General features: G+C 58.8%; 18 protein-coding genes. 11 read left to right on the top strand and 7 right to left on the bottom strand.

Annotated elements, in window-relative coordinates; genetic code table 11:
• The first annotated feature begins 4 nt into the window (after positions 1-4).
• Both IPM27_04650 and IPM27_04645 read left to right on the top strand, forming a co-directional pair.
• Positions 5-322, top strand: a complete 318-nt coding sequence (locus tag IPM27_04650) for a rhodanese-like domain-containing protein (protein ID MBK9160840.1) — start codon at positions 5-7, stop codon at positions 320-322.
• On the top strand, positions 319-549 hold the full coding sequence (locus IPM27_04645; GenBank protein MBK9160839.1) for a sulfurtransferase TusA family protein: 231 nt from the start codon (positions 319-321) through the stop codon (positions 547-549). The genes IPM27_04650 and IPM27_04645 overlap by 4 nt, the downstream gene beginning before the upstream one ends.
• A 100-nt stretch (positions 550-649) precedes the next feature.
• Here the strand turns inward: IPM27_04645 and IPM27_04640 are convergent, their stop codons facing one another.
• The 4 genes from IPM27_04640 to IPM27_04625 all read right to left on the bottom strand — a co-directional run bounded on the left by IPM27_04640 (position 650) and on the right by IPM27_04625 (position 5,948).
• Positions 650-3,475, bottom strand: coding sequence for a valine--tRNA ligase (locus IPM27_04640; GenBank protein MBK9160838.1), 2,826 nt, complete (start codon positions 3,473-3,475; stop codon positions 650-652).
• A 108-nt stretch (positions 3,476-3,583) separates the two neighbouring features.
• On the bottom strand, positions 3,584-4,036 hold the full coding sequence (locus IPM27_04635) for a hypothetical protein (protein MBK9160837.1): 453 nt from the start codon (positions 4,034-4,036) through the stop codon (positions 3,584-3,586).
• Positions 4,036-4,464, bottom strand: coding sequence for a DNA polymerase III subunit chi (locus IPM27_04630; protein ID MBK9160836.1), 429 nt, complete (start codon positions 4,462-4,464; stop codon positions 4,036-4,038). Before IPM27_04630 ends, IPM27_04635 begins: the two co-directional genes overlap by 1 nt.
• Positions 4,461-5,948: a leucyl aminopeptidase gene (locus IPM27_04625; GenBank protein MBK9160835.1), complete on the bottom strand. Its 1,488-nt coding sequence runs from the start codon at positions 5,946-5,948 to the stop codon at positions 4,461-4,463. The genes IPM27_04630 and IPM27_04625 overlap by 4 nt, the downstream gene beginning before the upstream one ends.
• A gap of 32 nt (positions 5,949-5,980) precedes the next feature.
• Here IPM27_04625 and lptF point away from each other — a divergent pair, with 32 nt between their 5' ends.
• Complete coding sequence (gene lptF / locus IPM27_04620) at positions 5,981-7,120, top strand: LPS export ABC transporter permease LptF (GenBank protein MBK9160834.1); 1,140 nt, start codon at positions 5,981-5,983, stop codon at positions 7,118-7,120.
• Positions 7,117-8,193, top strand: coding sequence for an LPS export ABC transporter permease LptG (gene lptG / locus IPM27_04615; GenBank protein ID MBK9160833.1), 1,077 nt, complete (start codon positions 7,117-7,119; stop codon positions 8,191-8,193). Before lptF ends, lptG begins: the two co-directional genes overlap by 4 nt.
• 12 nt (positions 8,194-8,205) lie before the next feature.
• On the opposite strand, the gene IPM27_04610 is transcribed toward lptG, so the two are convergent.
• Genes IPM27_04610 through IPM27_04600 form a run of 3 tightly spaced genes read right to left on the bottom strand, consistent with a single transcriptional unit; the run spans position 8,206 to position 9,492 of the window.
• A complete protein-coding gene (locus IPM27_04610) occupies positions 8,206-8,574 on the bottom strand; it encodes a DUF3106 domain-containing protein (protein ID MBK9160832.1) in 369 nt (122 codons plus the stop codon).
• A gap of 4 nt (positions 8,575-8,578) precedes the next feature.
• Positions 8,579-8,932: a DUF3619 family protein gene (locus tag IPM27_04605; protein ID MBK9160831.1), complete on the bottom strand. Its 354-nt coding sequence runs from the start codon at positions 8,930-8,932 to the stop codon at positions 8,579-8,581.
• Positions 8,929-9,492 (bottom strand): RNA polymerase sigma factor, encoded by a 564-nt coding sequence (locus IPM27_04600; GenBank protein ID MBK9160830.1) that lies wholly within the window; start codon positions 9,490-9,492, stop codon positions 8,929-8,931. Before IPM27_04600 ends, IPM27_04605 begins: the two co-directional genes overlap by 4 nt.
• 166 nt (positions 9,493-9,658) lie before the next feature.
• On the opposite strand from IPM27_04600, the gene ilvB reads away from it, so the two are divergent.
• The 7 genes from ilvB (at position 9,659) to IPM27_04565 (ending at position 17,256) form a co-directional block, all read left to right on the top strand.
• Positions 9,659-11,368 carry a biosynthetic-type acetolactate synthase large subunit gene (gene ilvB, locus IPM27_04595; protein MBK9160829.1) on the top strand — a complete coding sequence of 570 codons (1,710 nt, stop codon included), beginning with the start codon at positions 9,659-9,661 and terminating at the stop codon, positions 11,366-11,368.
• 1 nt (position 11,369) lies between these two features.
• Positions 11,370-11,861: an acetolactate synthase small subunit gene (gene ilvN / locus IPM27_04590; GenBank protein ID MBK9160828.1), complete on the top strand. Its 492-nt coding sequence runs from the start codon at positions 11,370-11,372 to the stop codon at positions 11,859-11,861.
• Positions 11,862-11,898: 37 nt separating this feature from the next.
• Complete coding sequence (ilvC, locus tag IPM27_04585) at positions 11,899-12,915, top strand: ketol-acid reductoisomerase (GenBank protein MBK9160827.1); 1,017 nt, start codon at positions 11,899-11,901, stop codon at positions 12,913-12,915.
• A gap of 88 nt (positions 12,916-13,003) precedes the next feature.
• Positions 13,004-13,651, top strand: a complete 648-nt coding sequence (locus tag IPM27_04580; protein ID MBK9160826.1) for a phosphatidylserine decarboxylase — start codon at positions 13,004-13,006, stop codon at positions 13,649-13,651.
• Between the two features lie 12 nt (positions 13,652-13,663).
• Entirely contained in the window at positions 13,664-14,407 is a 744-nt protein-coding gene (pssA, locus tag IPM27_04575) for a CDP-diacylglycerol--serine O-phosphatidyltransferase (protein MBK9160825.1), read from the top strand.
• A 191-nt stretch (positions 14,408-14,598) separates the two neighbouring features.
• Positions 14,599-16,134 carry a 2-isopropylmalate synthase gene (locus tag IPM27_04570; GenBank protein ID MBK9160824.1) on the top strand — a complete coding sequence of 512 codons (1,536 nt, stop codon included), beginning with the start codon at positions 14,599-14,601 and terminating at the stop codon, positions 16,132-16,134.
• A 75-nt stretch (positions 16,135-16,209) separates the two neighbouring features.
• Positions 16,210-17,256, top strand: coding sequence for a pentapeptide repeat-containing protein (locus IPM27_04565; protein ID MBK9160823.1), 1,047 nt, complete (start codon positions 16,210-16,212; stop codon positions 17,254-17,256).
• Positions 17,257-17,296 lie beyond the last annotated feature (40 nt).

Here is a 17,296-nt window from a genome sequence, read left to right as displayed (position 1 = left end):
AGACATGCAGGGTTTCAAGAATATTACGGTGGTTGAATTGCAGGAAATGCTGCAACACGACGGATTGCGCCTGATCGATGTGCGTACCGATGCCGAAGTGGCGCGCGGCAGGATACCGCGGGGGGATTCCGTGCCGTTGCACCTGATCCCGTTCCGTCTCAACGAGATGGATAAGGCAGGGCCGACGGTGTTCTATTGCCAGATGGGCGGACGTTCCGCACAGGCGGCGGCGTTCGCTGCCGCAAACGGGTTTTTCGATGTGTATAACCTGCAGGGCGGGATCACGGCCTGGGCACACGCCGGCCTGCCGATCGCCGCATGACCGGATTCGACGTCGAACTGGATGTGCGCAAACTGGCCTGCCCGTTGCCTATCCTGCGCGCCAAGAAAGCGCTGTCGTCGATGGGTAGCGGGCAAGTGTTGAAAGTCGTGGCGACCGATGGCGGTTCTCCCAGGGATTTCGTGGATTTCTGCGACAAGACCGGCAACACGCTACTGTCTTCGACGGAGCAGGACGGCGAATTCGTGTTCATGATCCGCCGCCGCTAGTTAGAGCAAAAGCTGTAGTCCACGAAAAACACGAAATTCACGAAAGAAACCCCGATTTTTATCGGCCACTTTTCGTGCCTTTCGTGGATAGGTCGGGTTTTTACCCCAGCTTCTTCCGCTGCGCCTGCAACTGCACCAGTGTCGCACCGAAATCTTCCAGACGTTTCTTCTCCTGTTCCACCACCGCCGCCGGCGCGCGTGCGACAAAACTCTCGTTCGATAGCTTGGCGTTGGCCTTGGCGATCTCGTTGGTCAGGCGGGCGATCTCCTTGTCCAGACGCTCGCGTTCGGCGGCGACGTCGATCTCCACCTTGAGCATCAGCTTGATGTTGCCGACGATGGACACCGGCGCGTCGCCTTCCGGCAGTTCGGATACCACTTGTACCTCGCTCAACTTGGCGAGGCTGCTGATGTATGGCGCGAGTGTATTTAACACCGTCGCATCGCCGGCGGCGATCAGCGGCACGCGCGCGGCGGGTGACAGGCTCATCTCGCTGCGCAGGCTGCGCGTGGCGGTGACGAGTTCCTGCAACAGGGCGATCTGCGCGCTGGCAGCTGCGTCGATCTTGCTGCTGTCGGCCTTGGGGTAGGCTTGCAGCATGATGCTGGAGTCGGTGAGCGCAGAGTGCCAATGACCAGCCAACGGTGCGACCGACTGCCACAGCTCTTCGGTGATGAACGGGATGATCGGGTGGGCCAGGCGCAGGATGGTCTCCAGCACGCGCACCAGAGTGCGGCGGGTGGCGCGCTGCCGCGCCGCTGAATCCTGTATCCCGTCCCCTGTATCCTGCAGTTGCACCTTGGCCAGTTCCACATACCAGTCGCAGTAGGTGTTCCACACCAGCTCATACACCGCACGTGCCGCCATGTCGAAACGGTAGTCGGCGAAGTGCGTCGCCACTTCGGCCTCGGCCTTTTGCAGTTCGCCGATCATCCATTTGTCGGCGGCGGAGAATTCCAGCGGCAAGCTCTCGTCGAGTCCGACATCCTTGCCTTCGCAGTTCATCAGCACGAAACGCGTGGCGTTCCACAGCTTGTTGCAGAAGTTGCGATAGCCTTCGCAGCGCTGCATGTCGAACTTGATGTCGCGGCCGGGCGAGGCGAGCGAGGCGAAGGTGAAGCGTAGCGCGTCGGTGCCGAAGGCGGTGATGCCTTCGGGGAATTCTTTGCGTGTGCGCTTCTCGATCTTCTCTGCATCCTTCGGGTTCATCAGGCCGGTGGTGCGTTTCTTCACCAACTCTTCGATGCCGATACCGTCGATGAGATCGATGGGGTCGAGCACGTTGCCCTTGGACTTGGACATCTTCTGGCCTTCCGCATCCCGGATCAGACCATGCACGTACACATCCTTGAACGGGATCTTGCCGGTGATGTGCTTGGTCATCATCACCATGCGCGCCACCCAGAAGAAGATGATGTCGAAGCCGGTGACCAGTACTGAGGATGGCAGGTATTGCTTCACGAATGCGTTCTGGGCATCGAACGGTTTGTCCATGTCCCAATCCAGCGTGGAGAACGGCCACAGCGCGGATGAGAACCAGGTGTCGAGTACGTCGGCATCTCGGTCGAGTTGCCCGGCGTAGCCGGCCTGGTCGGCGAGGTGGCGCGCCTCGATCTCGTCGTGCGCGACGAACACTTCACCGTTCACGCCGTACCACGCCGGGATCTGGTGGCCCCACCACAACTGGCGCGAGATGCACCAGTCCTGGATGTTGTTGAGCCACTGGTTGTAGGTGTTCACCCAGTTCTCGGGGTGGAACCTGATCTCGCCGGAGCTCACGCATTCCAGCGCCTGTTCGGTGATACTCTTGCCGCCTGCACCGGGTTTGCTCATGGCGACGAACCACTGGTCGGTCAGCATCGGCTCGATCACCACGCCGGTGCGGTCGCCGCGCGGTACCTTGAGTTTGTGCTTGTCGGCCTTGATGAACAGTCCGGCGGCTTCAAGGTCGGCCACGATCTGTTTGCGTGCGGCGAAGCGATCCATGCCTTGATATTGCCTGGGGGCGTGTTCGTTGATCTTCGCATCCAGCGTGAGGATGGAGATCATCTCCAGTTTGTGGCGCTGCCCCACGGCGTAGTCGTTGAAGTCATGTGCGGGCGTGACCTTCACCACACCGGTGCCGAATTCCTTGTCCACATATTCGTCGGCGATGACGGGGATGGTGCGCTCGCACAGTGGCAAGGTGACCTGCTTGCCGATGAGGTGCTTGTAACGTTCATCCTCGGGATGCACCATCACTGCCACGTCGCCCAGCATGGTCTCGGGGCGGGTGGTGGCGACCACCAGTTCGCCGGAGCCATCGGCCAGCGGGTAGCGGATGTGATACATGAAGCCGTCTTCTTCTTCCTGAACCACTTCAAGATCGCTCACGGCAGTGTGCAGCTTCGGGTCCCAGTTCACCAGGCGTTTGCCGCGATAGATGAGGCCTTCGTTGAACAGGCGCACGAAGGTCTCGGTAACCGATTCGGACAGGCCTTCATCCATGGTGAAGCGCTCGCGCGACCAGTCGGGCGAGGTGCCGAGACGGCGCATCTGCCGGGTGATGGTGTTGCCGGAGTGCTCTTTCCACTCCCACACCTTTTCCAGGAACTTCTCACGGCCCAGATCATGGCGCGTGATGTTCTGCGCGTTCAACTGGCGTTCCACCACGATCTGCGTGGCGATGCCCGCATGATCGGTGCCCGGTTGCCACAGCGTGTTGTCCCCACGCATGCGGTGGTAGCGGGTGAGTGCGTCCATCAGCGTCTGGTTGAAGCCGTGGCCCATGTGCAATGTGCCGGTAACGTTGGGCGGCGGCAGCAGGATGCAGAAATTGTCCTGTTTTTCCGCATCGGTTCCGGCGTTGAAGTGGCCGGCGTTCTCCCATGCGGGATACCAGCGAGCCTCGATGTCTCTGGGGTCAAAACTTTTTGCGAGTTCCATGATGATAGCTGCTGCTGAAAAGGCCGCGATTATAACAAAGTCGCGCGCTTCATTCCCCCGCTAAAGCGGGCGGCGGATGCGCTTCGGTGGCTTGCCGGGTGAGATCGATCAGGTGTCGCGCCGGGAATCCAGTGCGTCACGCAGCAGTTCGGGCAATTCGTCCCTGAACTCGCCGATGGCGTGCGCTACGGCCTGATGGTGCAATTGTTCGAGATGCCGGGAAAGTTTTTCCGTGAAGGCCGTTGTCAGATGCGTCCCGACGCGATCCAGCAACTGTTGCAGTTCGGCCTCTGTCAATATGCGGGGAATTTCGGCCGGGGACGATGTGTCAGGTTGCGCTTCGGGATACGCGACGATCTCGCTCGGTGTGACGCGATCCGGCGAGTCGTCATGCGGTGGTATATCGTCGGTGATGTCGTCCGGTTGCAACCCCTCTGGGCGCGTGGTCTCGGTGACGACCTCGGTGAGTGTCGGCAAGTCGTCCAGCGCTTCTTCACCGACCACGTTGGTCAACAGCGGCAAGTTGTCTGCCGGGTCCCCAGGTCGGTCCGGTGTGGTCATCAGGCCTTCACTTTCGTAAGGTCGATATGGCTGATCTCATAGCCGCGGTCGCGGTAGAACTTGAAGCGTGCCCGACCCCGCTGGGCATCATCCGCGTCGTGGCCGACGATCTCGATCACGCGTTCGAAGCGACTGAAGAACGCCGTGCATTCGTCATGCAGGCTGATCAGCAGGTCATGATGCGGAAATTTCCCGTGGCCATGATCGAGTACGACAGGCATCGTTTCTGCTTCTGCGGCATCGCTGCGGCAATGCGGGATGAAGGCGGTCGCCGGGTAATGCCACAACAGCCGATCCAGAGTTTCTCCTATGGAGGGGTCGGGCAAGCTGATGACTGTGCGCACGCCGTTCTGCAATGCCTTGTGGCTGAGCTGGCAGGCGGTGCGCAGTTTGTCTTTCGAGCCGGTGTAGAAATCTATTCTCGTCACTTCGAGCCTGCGCGGTTGATCAGGTACTGCGCCAACAGCGGCACGGGCCGTCCGGTCGCGCCCTTGTCCTTGCCGGACTTGTTGGCGGTGCCGGCGATGTCGAGGTGCGCCCAGCGGTAGTCCCTGGTGAAGCGCGCGAGGAAGCAGGCGGCGGTGATGCTGCCGCCGGCGCGTCCGCCGATGTTCTGCATGTCGGCGAAGTTGCTGTCAAGCAGGGGCTGGTAGTCGTCCCACAGCGGTAACTGCCACACGCGGTCATGCGATTGTTCGCCGGCGGCGATGAGTTCGCCGGCCAGCTTGTCGTCGTTGGCGAACAAGCCACTGGCGACATGGCCCAGCGCGATGACGCAGGCACCGGTCAGGGTGGCGATGTCGATCACGGTATCCGGCTTGAATTTCGCCGAGTAGGTGAGGGCGTCGCACAGGATGAGACGGCCCTCTGCGTCGGTGTTCAGGATCTCGATGGTCTGGCCGGACATCGAGGTGACGATGTCGCCCGGTTTGGTGGCCTTGCCCGAGGGCAGGTTCTCGCAGGTCGGGATGACGCCGACCACGTTAAGCGGGAGTCCCATTTCGGCGACTGCCTGCAACGTGCCCAGCACGCTGCCGGCACCGCTCATGTCGTATTTCATCTCGTCCATGTCGGCCCCGGGTTTCAACGAGATGCCGCCGGAATCGAAGGTGATGCCCTTGCCGACCAGCACGACGGGTTTCTGTTTCTTGTCGCCGCCGCGGTATTCCATGGTGATCAGCTTGGCCGGCTGTTCGCTGCCGCGCGTGACGGAGAGTAGAGAGCCCATCCCCAGCTTTTGCATGTCCTTCTCTTCCAGCACGGTGGTCTTGATGCTCTTGTATTCCTTGGCCAGTGCCAATGCCTTGGCAGCGAGATAGCTCGGCGTGCAGATGTTGCCGGGCAGGTTACCGAGGTCCTTGGTCAATGCCATGCCGCGCGCGATGGCAGCAGCCTGTTCGACGGTCTGTCGGAGGGCGGCATCGGGTTTGTTCAGCGTGGCGAAGGTGATGTGTTTCAGCGTGGCAGCCTTGGCGGGTTTGCTCTTCAGGCTGTCGGCGCGGTAGGCGCCGTCGGCTGCCGCGATGATGGCCTGTTTCAGTACCCATGCGGCGTCCTTGCCGATGCTTTCATCGACGATGAACAGGGCCGCATCTTTGGACGGCGTGTTGTGCAGTGCCTTGAGCGTGGCCTGCAGGATGCCCGCACTGGCCTTGCTGTCGAGTTTGCCGGCCTTGCCCAGTCCGACCAGCAGCACGCGCGTCGCGGCGATGCCGGGCAGTTTGTGCAGCAGCAAGGTGCTGGACGCTTTGCCGCTCATGTCGCCGTGCCCGACAATCTCGCTCAAGGCATGGCCGGTCGCCTTGTCCAGTGCCTGGGCGGCCTTCGACAGTTTTCCGCCCTCGAATACGCCGACCGCGATGCAGCCGCTCTTCAGCTTGTCCGGACTGGCTTGTTTTATGCTAAATTCCACGCGTTACCCCCTCTTTGGAAACCAACGTTTCGATGCCGGATTATCCGCATACTCACCGCCTAAAGTCAAAGCCGCTACGCTTCGGGCTGTTCCATCGCATGCTGGTGGGTGAATTTGCCAGCAATGGGCTGCTGGTGTTCTCGGTATTGCTCGGCATCGTCGTGGTCAGCCAGTTGATACGCCTGCTGGGCGATGCGGTCAGCGGCAGGATTGCGGTGGAGGGGGTGCTGGCACTGCTGGGATTCAGCGCCATGAATTATCTGCCGGTATTGCTTTCCATCAGCCTGTTCATCTCCATTCTGCTCACCCTGTCGCGCTGTTACCGGGACAGCGAGATGGTGGTGTGGTTGTGTTCCGGGGTTGGCCTGACGCGCTGGATACGCCCGGTGATGTGGTATGCCACGCCGGTGGTGGGGTTGGTCGCGTTGCTCAGCCTGGTGCTGTCGCCGTGGGCGTTGCAAAAAGCCGAACAGTTCAAGAACCGGCTGGAGAGCCGCGATGACGTATCGGCGGCCATCCCGGGAACGTTCCGCGAATCGAGACACGCCGACCGGGTTTATTTCGTAGAGAACGTCGATGTGGGCTCCAATCGTATCGGCAACGTGTTCGTGCAGTCTGTGCAGAATGGCAAACTCGGTACGATGGTGGCCCGGCAAGGCCTGCAGGAAACGCTGCCGAACGGGGATCGTTTCCTGGTGCTGCTCAACGGTACGCGCTACGAGGGTACGCCGGGACAACGCGACTACAATATCGTGGAGTTCGAGCGTTATTCGATACGTATCGACAGCGTGCCGGTCAAACAATCGCGTCCCTATTCGCGCACCATGTCCACGCTGGAGCTGTGGCAGAAGCGCGCAGATACACTGTGGAACGTTTCCGAGCTGGAATGGCGGCTGGGATTGCCGATCAGCGCGGCGATCCTCGCCCTGCTGGCGATCCCGTTGAGTTATGTCAATCCACGCGCCGGCCGTTCGCTTAATCTGGTGCTGGCGATCGTGCTGTACATGCTGTACAGCAACATGATCAGCGTCACCAATGCGTGGGTCGGTCTGGGCAAGCTGTCTCCGGGTGTCGGGTTATGGGGCATACATCTGGTCATGTTGGCGGTTGCGCTGCTGATGTTTTACCGCCGCATGACGTTGTTTTCGCTACGCAGGGTGTGGTCGAGATGAATCTGCTGACACGCTATCTCGGGCGCGAGGTCTATCTCAGCATCGCACTGGTCTTCGGTGCGCTCATCATGCTGTTCGCCTTTCTGGATCTGATCCATGAGTTGAACGTGATGGGGCAGGAGCAATATCACTTGGGATACGTGCTGCTGTTCGTTATCCTGACCATTCCCGGTCATGTTTACGAGTTGTTCCCGGTCGCGGTGCTGGTGGGCGCCATTTTTGCGCTGGTGCAGATGGCGGCCAGTTCGGAACTGACCGTTTTTCGCGCCTCAGGCGCATCGCTGTGGCAAATGGTCAATGCGCTTTTCAAGATCACGCTGCCTTTGGTGGTGTTGAGCTTTGTCATCAGCGAATTTATCGCGCCGCCCAGCGAGCGGTTGGCGCAGCAGTTGCGCCTGAAGGCTCAGAACGCACAGGTTTCGCTCAAGGAATTCCGCTCCGGCCTGTGGGTAAAGGACGAGAACAGTTTCGTGAACGTAAAAAACGTGATGCCGGATACCTCGCTGTCTGATATCGACATTTACCGGTTCGACGAGAACTATCATTTGCAAACGATCACCCATGCCGGGCAGGCTGATTTTGTCGAGGAGGGGTATTGGCAACTGAAAGATGTGCTGGAAACACGCTTCGACAAGCATGGAACCAGCATCAATGCATCTCCTGCCCAGCAATGGTATTCGGCCCTGAATCCGGGGCTTTTGAGCGTGCTGCTGGTGGTGCCCGAACAAATGTCCGCCTACGATCTGTACCAGTACACCGTCCACCTGAGGGATAACCACCAGAAGAGCGTGCGCTACGAGATCGCCATGTGGAACAAGCTGGTCTATCCGTTCGCCTTGCTGGTGATGATGCTTCTTGCGCTGCCATTCGCGTCTTACCACCGGCGCACAGGCGGAATCAGCGCGATGATCTTCATGGGGATCGTGCTGGGCCTGGTGTTCCATTTCGTCGGCCGGCTATTCGCCAGTCTGGGGGCGCTCAACGACTGGCAACCCTTCATCAGCGCTACGGCGATGACGGGTTTGTTCCTGTTGCTGGGGATGCTGATGCTGTGGTGGACCGAAAGACGATAAAGAAGCTGGAGCTTACGGCTTTTTTCCGGTTTGTTCTTCCTTGACCATTTGCTTTACCTGTTCGCGTTTGTCGGCGGGAACCAGGCTGAATGCGCGATATTTGTCGCGCGCCGCCTGACGCTGTTCCGGGGTGAGTTGGCTCCATGCGTTCAGACGGCTGAGAAAACGCTGTTTTTCCGCGGCGCTCAATCCGGAAAAGTGCTGGGCCACATCCAGCAGGTTGGACTGTTGCGCCTCCGGCAGCCTGTCCCATTGCCGCGCCATCGGCGCAAGCGCTTCCTGCTGGGATGACGTGAGCGTGCGCCAAGGTTGGGGCTCCGCCAGGGCGCCGGAAGTTTGCAGGGCACAGAACAGCGCGAGCGCAATGATCGGTTGTCTCATATGTCTAGCGGTCTATGAAAACTTCCATGGGCATATCGTCGGTCAGGATTGCGAGATCCAGATGGGTCGCTTCGTGTTTGCGCACATGTTGCCAATAACTTGCGCTGCCGACAAGTATGGATACGAGCAGGATGGCCGCGACCGCCCATTGGTGAGGGGAATGCGGAACAGGCCATTGTATGTGGTGCCCGGTATTCAGCGCTAAAGCCGGCATGTTCCGGTGCTGCCGCTCAAGGGCGGCATGACGAGCATGGCGCAATGCGCTCATTGTCCCGGAATCAAGCTGTTCCGTGGCGCGCGTAAGCAGTCCTGCAACCCTTTTTGCGAAGTTGTCTTGAAGATTGCCATCTGAGCTCATGATAAATCCACTCCTTTTGCTTTGAGGGATGCCGCCAACGCATGCACGGCACGGGAACAATGGGTTTTTACGCTTCCTTCAGTACATCCCATTGCAACAGCAGCCTCTGCTGTATCCAGCCCTTCCCAATAACGCAGCAGAAAGGCTTCGCGTTGACGCGCCGGGAGCTTGGTCAGCGCCTGTTCGATCAGCGCGATAACCTGACTCTGTTGCAAGGATTCATCAGGTTTGGCGGGAGCGCTTGGGTTCGTGCTGTCTTCCAGGTTTTCGAGCGGATCGTATTCGTCATGTTCGGGAGTTAATGACGAAAAAAGCGTGGTCCATGCATTCCTGACTTTCTGCCTGCGGTAATGGTCGCGGATGGTGTTCTGCAGTATGCGCTGGAATAACAGCGGAAATTCCTCTGCGGGCTTGTCGCCGTATTTCTCGGCGAGCTTGATCATCGCGTCCTGCACGATGTCCAGCGCGCTATGCTCGTTGCGTACCGCGAACAGCGCTTGCTTGTAAGCACGACGTTCTACGTTGCCGAGGAACTGCGATAATTCGGCGGGGCTGGCCAGTTCTATTTACTCCCAAGTTTCACTTAAGCTTTGAGGGGGGAATAGTAGCAAATCACCGACGATGGCACATGAAACCATGCCGACGGTGCTGTGAAGGTTGACCAAAATGCCGCCAGCCATTATCTTACACGGTCTTTATTTGGCTTAATTACTTAGGGTGTGCGTGATGGAATTGACGGGCGCGGAGATAGTCGTACGCTGTCTGCAGGAAGAAGGGGTTGAGTATGTATTCGGCTATCCCGGCGGCGCAGTGCTGTTCATTTATGACGAGTTGTTCAAGCAGGACAAGGTCAAGCATGTTCTGGTGCGCCATGAGCAGGCTGCGTTACATGCAGCCGACGGCTACGCGCGATCATCCGAAAAGGTCGGGGTCGCCATCGTTACTTCCGGTCCTGGGTTGACCAATGCGGTGACAGGAATCGCGACCGCCTATTTGGACTCTATCCCGCTGGTGGTGATCAGCGGCCAGGTGCCGACTTTTGCGATCGGTGAAGATGCCTTCCAAGAGGTGGATGCTGTGGGTATCACCCGTCCGTGCGTGAAGCACAATTTCCTGGTCAAGAACCCCAAGGATATTGCTTCGACCATCAAGAAGGCATTCTATCTTGCCAAGTCGGGTCGCCCCGGGCCGGTGCTGGTGGATATTCCCAAGGATGTGTCGAATCAGAAGGCGGATTTCGAATACCCGGGCAGCGTTCATATCCGTTCCTATCATCCCGAGGGCAAAGGCGATAGCGGCCAGATCAAGCGCGCGGCACAGATGCTGCTGGAAGCCAAGCGGCCGATGGTATACAGCGGCGGCGGCGTGGTTTTGTCCGGCGCATCCACGCAGTTGACCGAACTGGTACGCCTGCTCGGTTTCCCATGCACCAATACGCTGATGGGGCTGGGAGGCTATCCCGCCAACGACAAACAATTCGTCGGCATGCTGGGGATGCATGGCACATACGAAGCCAATATGGCAATGCAACATTGCGATGTGCTGGTGGCGATCGGCGCGCGCTTCGATGACCGCGTGATCGGCAATGTCGAACATTTTGCCGAAGTGCCGCGCAAGATCATCCATATCGACATCGACCCTTCTTCGATCGCAAAACGCGTCAAGGTCGATGTGCCGATCGTCGGCGATCTGAAACTGGTGCTGGACGAATTGCTCGACGTGTTGCGCAGCAGCAAGCAGAAACCCGATGCGGCGGACATGGCGGCATGGTGGAAACAGGTCGAAGAGTGGCGCGTCAAGGGAGGCGGCCTGCGTTACAGGAATTCCACGGATATCATCAAGCCTCAATTCGTCATCGAAAAACTCTATGAGATTACCGGCGGAGATGCTTTTGTCGTCTCGGATGTAGGGCAGCATCAGATGTGGGCCGCCCAGTATTACAAGTTCGACAGGCCGCGCCGCTGGATCAACTCGGGCGGTCTTGGCACGATGGGCTTCGGCCTGCCGGCGGCGATGGGCGTGCAGCTTATGAATCCCGGTGCGAACGTGGCTTGCATATCGGGCGATGGCAGCATCCAGATGAACATCCAGGAACTGTCCACCTGCAAGCAGTTCCATCTGCCGATCAAGGTGTTGGCACTGAACAACCTGTATCTGGGAATGGTGCGTCAGTGGCAACAGTTCTTCCACGGCAACCGTTATTCGGAATCCTACATGGACGCCCTGCCGGATTTCGTCAAGCTGGCGGAAGCCTATGGGCATGTAGGCATGTTGATTGAAAAGCCCTCCGATGTGGAACCGGCATTGAAAGAGGCCTTCGCGCGCAAAGACGATCTGGTGTTCATGGATTTCCGGACGGACCCGACGGAAAACGTGTTCCCCATGGTGCCGGGCGGCAAGGGGTTGTCGGAAGTCATTCTGGCGGAGGATCTCTAAAATGCGCCACATTATCTCTCTGCTGATGGAAAACGAATCCGGTGCGTTATCGCGTGTAGCCGGGCTGTTCTCGGCGCGCGGCTATAACATCGAGTCGCTGACCGTGGCTCCGACCGAGGATCCGACGCTGTCGCGCATGACCATCGTGACTCACGGTTCGGATGCCATCATCGAACAGATCAACAAGCAACTCAACAAACTGGTTGATGTTGCAGCGCTGATGGATTTGAGTGATGGCGAACACATCGAACGCGAATTGATGCTGGTCAAGGTCAGAGCGGAAGGTGATTCGCGAGAAGAGCTGAAACGCATGACAGATATTTTTCGTGGCCGCATCCTCGACGTATCCAGCCGCACCTACACGATCGAGCTGACTGGTTCGCGCGCCAAACTGGACAACTTCCTTGATGCGATTGGCCGCGATCTTATCCTTGAGACGGTACGCACCGGAGCTTCCGGCATCGGACGCGGCGACCGCATCCTGAAACTCTGAACAATTCCCTATTTCTGATTTTTTCGACGAGGCATATATGAAAGTTTATTACGACAAAGATGCAGATCTGTCCCTGATCAAGGGCAAGCAAGTGACCATCGTGGGATACGGCTCGCAAGGCCATGCCCATGCCCAGAACCTCAAGGATTCCGGCGTCAACGTGACCGTCGCCTTGCGCAAGGGTGGAGCCTCCTGGGCCAAGGCTGAAACTGCCGGCCACAAGGTCGCCGAGATCGCCGATGGCGTGAAGGGCGCTGACCTAGTCATGATTCTGCTACCGGATGAGACCATGCCGGAGGTGTATCACGCTGACATCGCGAAGAACCTGAAGGCTGGTGCTGCGCTGGCTTTCGCGCACGGCTTCAACATCCATTACAACCAGATCGTGCCGCCTGCTGACGTGGACGTCATCATGATCGCGCCCAAGGGGCCAGGCCACACCGTGCGTTCCGAATATCTGAAAGGCGGCGGCGTGCCGACCCTGATCGCCGTGTACCAGGACAAGACTGGCAAGGCCAAGGATGTTGCACTGTCCTACGCGGCAGCCAACGGTGGCACCAAGGGCGGCGTGATCGAGACCAACTTCCGCGAGGAGACCGAGACCGACCTGTTCGGCGAGCAAGCCGTGCTGTGCGGTGGCGCAGTTGAGCTTGTTAAGGCAGGTTTCGAGACGCTGACCGAAGCCGGATACGCGCCGGAGATGGCCTACTTCGAGTGTCTGCACGAACTGAAGCTGATTGTCGACCTGATGTACGAAGGCGGCATCGCCAACATGAACTACTCTATCTCCAACAACGCGGAGTACGGCGAGTATGTCACCGGTCCGCGCGTGATCTCCGATCAGGCCCGTGCCGCAATGAAGGAGTGTCTGACCAACATCCAGAACGGCTCCTACGCCAAGCAGTTCATCCTGGAAGGCCGCACCAACTATCCCGAGATGACCGCACGCCGTCGCCTGAATGCGGAGCACCCGATCGAGCAGGTTGGCGGCAAGCTGCGTGCGATGATGCCGTGGATCAGCAAGAACAAGCTGGTCGATCAGTCCAAGAACTAGGATTGAGGGCTGGGGATCGAGGATTGGGGGGATAACCCTTCATCCTCCCCCCGTTCCGCTAACTCATAATTCCAAAATCCTTAATCCAATGAATAACTACCCCCATCCCATCATCGCTCGAGAGGGCTGGCCATTTCTGGCGATCTCGCTGGTCGCGGCACTGCTGGTCAGCGCATGGTGCTTGGCGTGGTCCATCCCGTTCTGGATCATCTTCATGTTCGTGTTGCAGTTCTTCCGCGACCCGGCGCGCGAGATCCCACAGGAACCCGGTGCGGTGCTGGCGCCGGCCGACGGCCGCGTGATTAAGGTCGAACGCACTACCGATCCCTACGGTGAGCGCGAAGCCATCCTGGTCAGCGTGTTCATGAACGTGTTCAACGTGCATTCCAACCGTAGCCCGGTGGAAGGCACGATCCGGAAGGTGCAGTATTTCCCCGGCAAGTTCGTCAATGCCGACTTGGACAAGGCCTCGCTGGAGAACGAGCGCAACGCTATCGTGCTCAAGACCGATGGCGGGCAGACCGTGACCTTCGTGCAAGTGGCCGGACTGATCGCGCGCCGCATTCTGTGTTACGTCAAGGCGGGCGACCGGCTGGCGCGCGGCCAGCGCTACGGTTTCATCCGCTTCGGTTCGCGCGTGGATGTCTACTTGCCGCTTGATGCTGGCGTGAAAGTGAGTATCGGCGACAAGGTTTCGGCGACCACGACCATCTTGGCAGTTCTCGCGCAAAGCTGATAGTCTGGAACAATGGACGAATTCAATACTCGTAAGCCGATGAACCTGCGCAAGCGGGGCATCTACCTGTTGCCCAATCTGTTTACCACCGGTGCATTGTTTTCGGGTTTCTATGCCATCGTGCAATCGATGAACGGTCGCTTTGAATACGCTGCGGTGGCGATATTCATTGCGATGGTGCTGGATGGGCTGGATGGCCGCGTGGCACGCCTCACGCATACGCAGAGTGAATTCGGCGCGGAATATGACAGTCTGTCTGACATGGTGTCGTTCGGCGTTGCTCCTGCACTGGTGATCTACGAATGGGCTTTCAAGGGGCTGGGCAAATGGGGCTGGTTCGCCGCTTTTATTTATTGTGCGGCTACCGCGTTGCGTCTGGCGCGGTTCAATACCAACATCGATGTGGTTGACAAGCGTTACTTCCAAGGCTTGCCCAGTCCGGCAGCGGCCGCGTTGGTGGCCGGATTCGTCTGGGTGATGCTGGATTATGGTTTTAAAGGCAGCGAGTTGAGCTGGTATGCCGCAGCGCTGACGGTTTTCGCCGGGTTGAGCATGGTCAGCAACCTGCCGTTCTACAGTTTCAAGGATTTCAATATGCGCAGGAGCGTACCGTTCCTGGTGATTTTCATGATCGCGCTGTTTTTTATCCTGATCTCCAGTTATCCGCCGGGCGTGTTGTTCGCATTGTTTATGTGTTACGCCTTGTCGGGCTATGTGCTGTGGTTCCTGCGCCGACGCGCCAAGCCCGTTGCATGAGGCGATAAAACTGGTAATATTCGCCGCATGCACTTTTCCACACACATCGCGCTTCTACACTCCACATCCAGCCTGCTGGCTGCGCTGCTGCTGCGCGGCACGCGCTAACCTTTTTTTACACCACAATCAGAAAGAAAGTGCGCGGCCCTGAGAGGGTCCGCAGGTTTGATCCATTCCCACTGGAGTTAAGCATGACTGACAAATTGATCATATTCGATACCACCTTACGCGACGGCGAGCAGAGTCCCGGCGCATCCATGACCAAGGAAGAAAAGTTGCGCATCGCTCGCCAACTCGAGAAGCTGGGCGTGGATGTGATCGAGGCAGGCTTTGCTGCGGCCAGTCCGGGCGACTTTGAGGCGATCCGCTCCATTGCCGAAGCTATCAAGGATTCCACGGTCTGCTCCCTGGCCCGCGCCAATGAAAAGGATGTGCGTGCCGCGGGCGAAGCAATCAAACCCGCAAAGAGGGGGCGTATCCATACCTTCATCGCGACCTCGCCCATCCATATGCAGCACAAGTTGCGCATGACGGAAGACCAGGTGGTGGAGCGTGCGGTGCAGGCGGTGAAGTGGGCGCTGGAATATACCGATGATGTCGAGTTCTCGGCCGAGGATGCGGTGCGTTCCGAGTTGGACTTCCTGGTGCGTGTGTTCGACGCGGTGATCAAGGCCGGCGCCAAGACACTGAATGTGCCGGACACCGTGGGTTACAGCATTCCCGCCTTGTGGGGCGAGCGCTTCAAGGAATTGATCGCGCGCGTGCCGGACAGCGACAAGGTGGTCTGGTCCACGCACTGCCACAACGATCTGGGCATGGCGTCGGCCAATTCGCTATCCGCCGTGCTGAACGGTGCACGTCAGGTGGAATGCACCATCAACGGACTGGGCGAACGCGCGGGCAATGCGTCGCTGGAGGAGATCGTGATGGCGGTGCGCACGCGCCGCGATGTGTTCCTCTGTGACTGTCGCATCGACACCACGCAGATCGTGCCGACCTCGAAGCTGGTGTCCAGCATCACCGGTTATCCGGTGCAGCCGAACAAGGCAATTGTCGGGGCGAACGCCTTTGCGCATGAGTCCGGCATCCATCAGGACGGCGTGCTGAAGCACCGCGAGACCTACGAGATCATGCGTGCCGAAGACGTGGGCTGGGCGACCAACAAGTTGACCCTAGGTAAGTTGTCGGGGCGCAATGCCTTCCGCACACGCTTGCATGAACTGGGCATCGTATTGGATAGCGAGGATGCGCTGAATGCCGCGTTCGCGCGTTTCAAGGAATTGGCGGATCGCAAGAGCGAGATCTTCGACGAGGACATCCAGGCGCTGGTGAGCGATGAAGAGGTCACCCAGGTGAGTGAGCATTTCCGGTTGGTGGGGATGGGCGCACATTCCGAGACCGGTTCGATGCCGGTGGCACGAGTCATCCTCAGTGTGGGGGGCAAGGAGAATCAGGCCGATGCGCAGGGGGGCGGCCCGGTGGATGCGACCTTCAAGGCCATCGAGCAGATCGTGAACAGCGGTACCGAATTGTTGCTGTATTCGGTGAACAACATCACCAGCGGTACCGATGCGCAGGGCGAGGTGACGGTGCGTCTTGCCAGGGGCGGGCGTATCGTGAACGGACAGGGTGCGGATACCGATATCGTGGTGGCCTCGGCCAAGGCTTACCTGAATGCGCTCAATAAGTTGCATAGCTCCGGGGAGCGCGCGCATCCGCAGGTGTGAACTTTTTCAGGATTGCTTGTCTCATTCAGCGGACCGTGTCTCGTGCATTTTTTTAAATCACAATTGGAGGTTGTCTTGAAGAAAATTCTGTTGGGTAGCGCACTGTTGTTGGCCTCGTTCGCTGCCAATGCCGGCTGGGGCGAATGTTCACTCATCCCGCATTCTCAATGCCCGCATGCCCAATTGTCCGGCAAGAATGCGGTAGGCGCGAATATGCGCGAGGCACAATTGGTCGAGGGCGATCTGTCCAAGTCCGATTTTTCCAAGGCCAACCTCAAGGAAGCGAATATCTACCACGGCAACCTGTCGGGCGGCAATTTCACCGAGGCGGACATGAGCGGAGTAACGTTGTATAACGCCGACCTGACGGGTGCCAACTTTACCGGCACCAACCTGACGGGGGCCAAGCTCAAGGGGGCGAACCTGAGCGGTGCGAACCTGACCGACGCCGACCTGAGCGGAGCAGAGATCGAGAACGCCAAATTCGTCAAGACCACGTTCTGCCGCACGACGATGCCGAACGGCATTGTGAATAGCGGTCCGAACTGTTCCGCGAAGAAGGTCGCCGCCAAGCTGGAGCAGGAAGAGTCTGGCGAGGCGTCCATAAATGGCTGCGTCATTCAACCGCGCAGCGTGTGCCTGAATGCTTCTCTGGCGGAAGCGAACCTTGGCGCGGCCAATCTTGCCGGTGCGCAGCTCTATATGGGCAACCTGGCGCAGGCCAACCTGTTCAAGGCCAATCTCGGTAAGGCCAACCTGACCGAAGCCAACATGGCTCGTGCCAATCTGACACGCGCCAATCTTTCGCAGGCAAACCTGACCGATGCGAACCTGAACAAGGCCGTGCTGCGCGGCGCGCAGCTGGAACGCGCGAACCTGACCGGAGCGATCCTGCTGAATGCCGATCTGACCGATGCGGATCTGTCGGGTGCCAATACTGCCGACGCAACGATGACCGGCGCGACGTTCTGCAACACGGTGATGCCGAACGGTACGGTGAACAACAGCAGTTGCTGGCAACAAAATAAACCATCTGGTGCTGCCGAACCTGCGGCAAGCGAGTCTGTCGTGCAAAAGGCTGCACCACCGGCCAAACGAGCGACAAAATCCGGAACGCATTGATTCACTCGTTTCGGGAATGAAAAAGGCACGCAATTGCGTG

Source organism: Nitrosomonadales bacterium, from assembly GCA_016716325.1.
In the GTDB taxonomy this organism is placed as follows: Bacteria; Pseudomonadota; Gammaproteobacteria; order Burkholderiales; family Gallionellaceae; genus Gallionella.
This window is presented reverse-complemented; position numbering and strand designations above follow the sequence as displayed.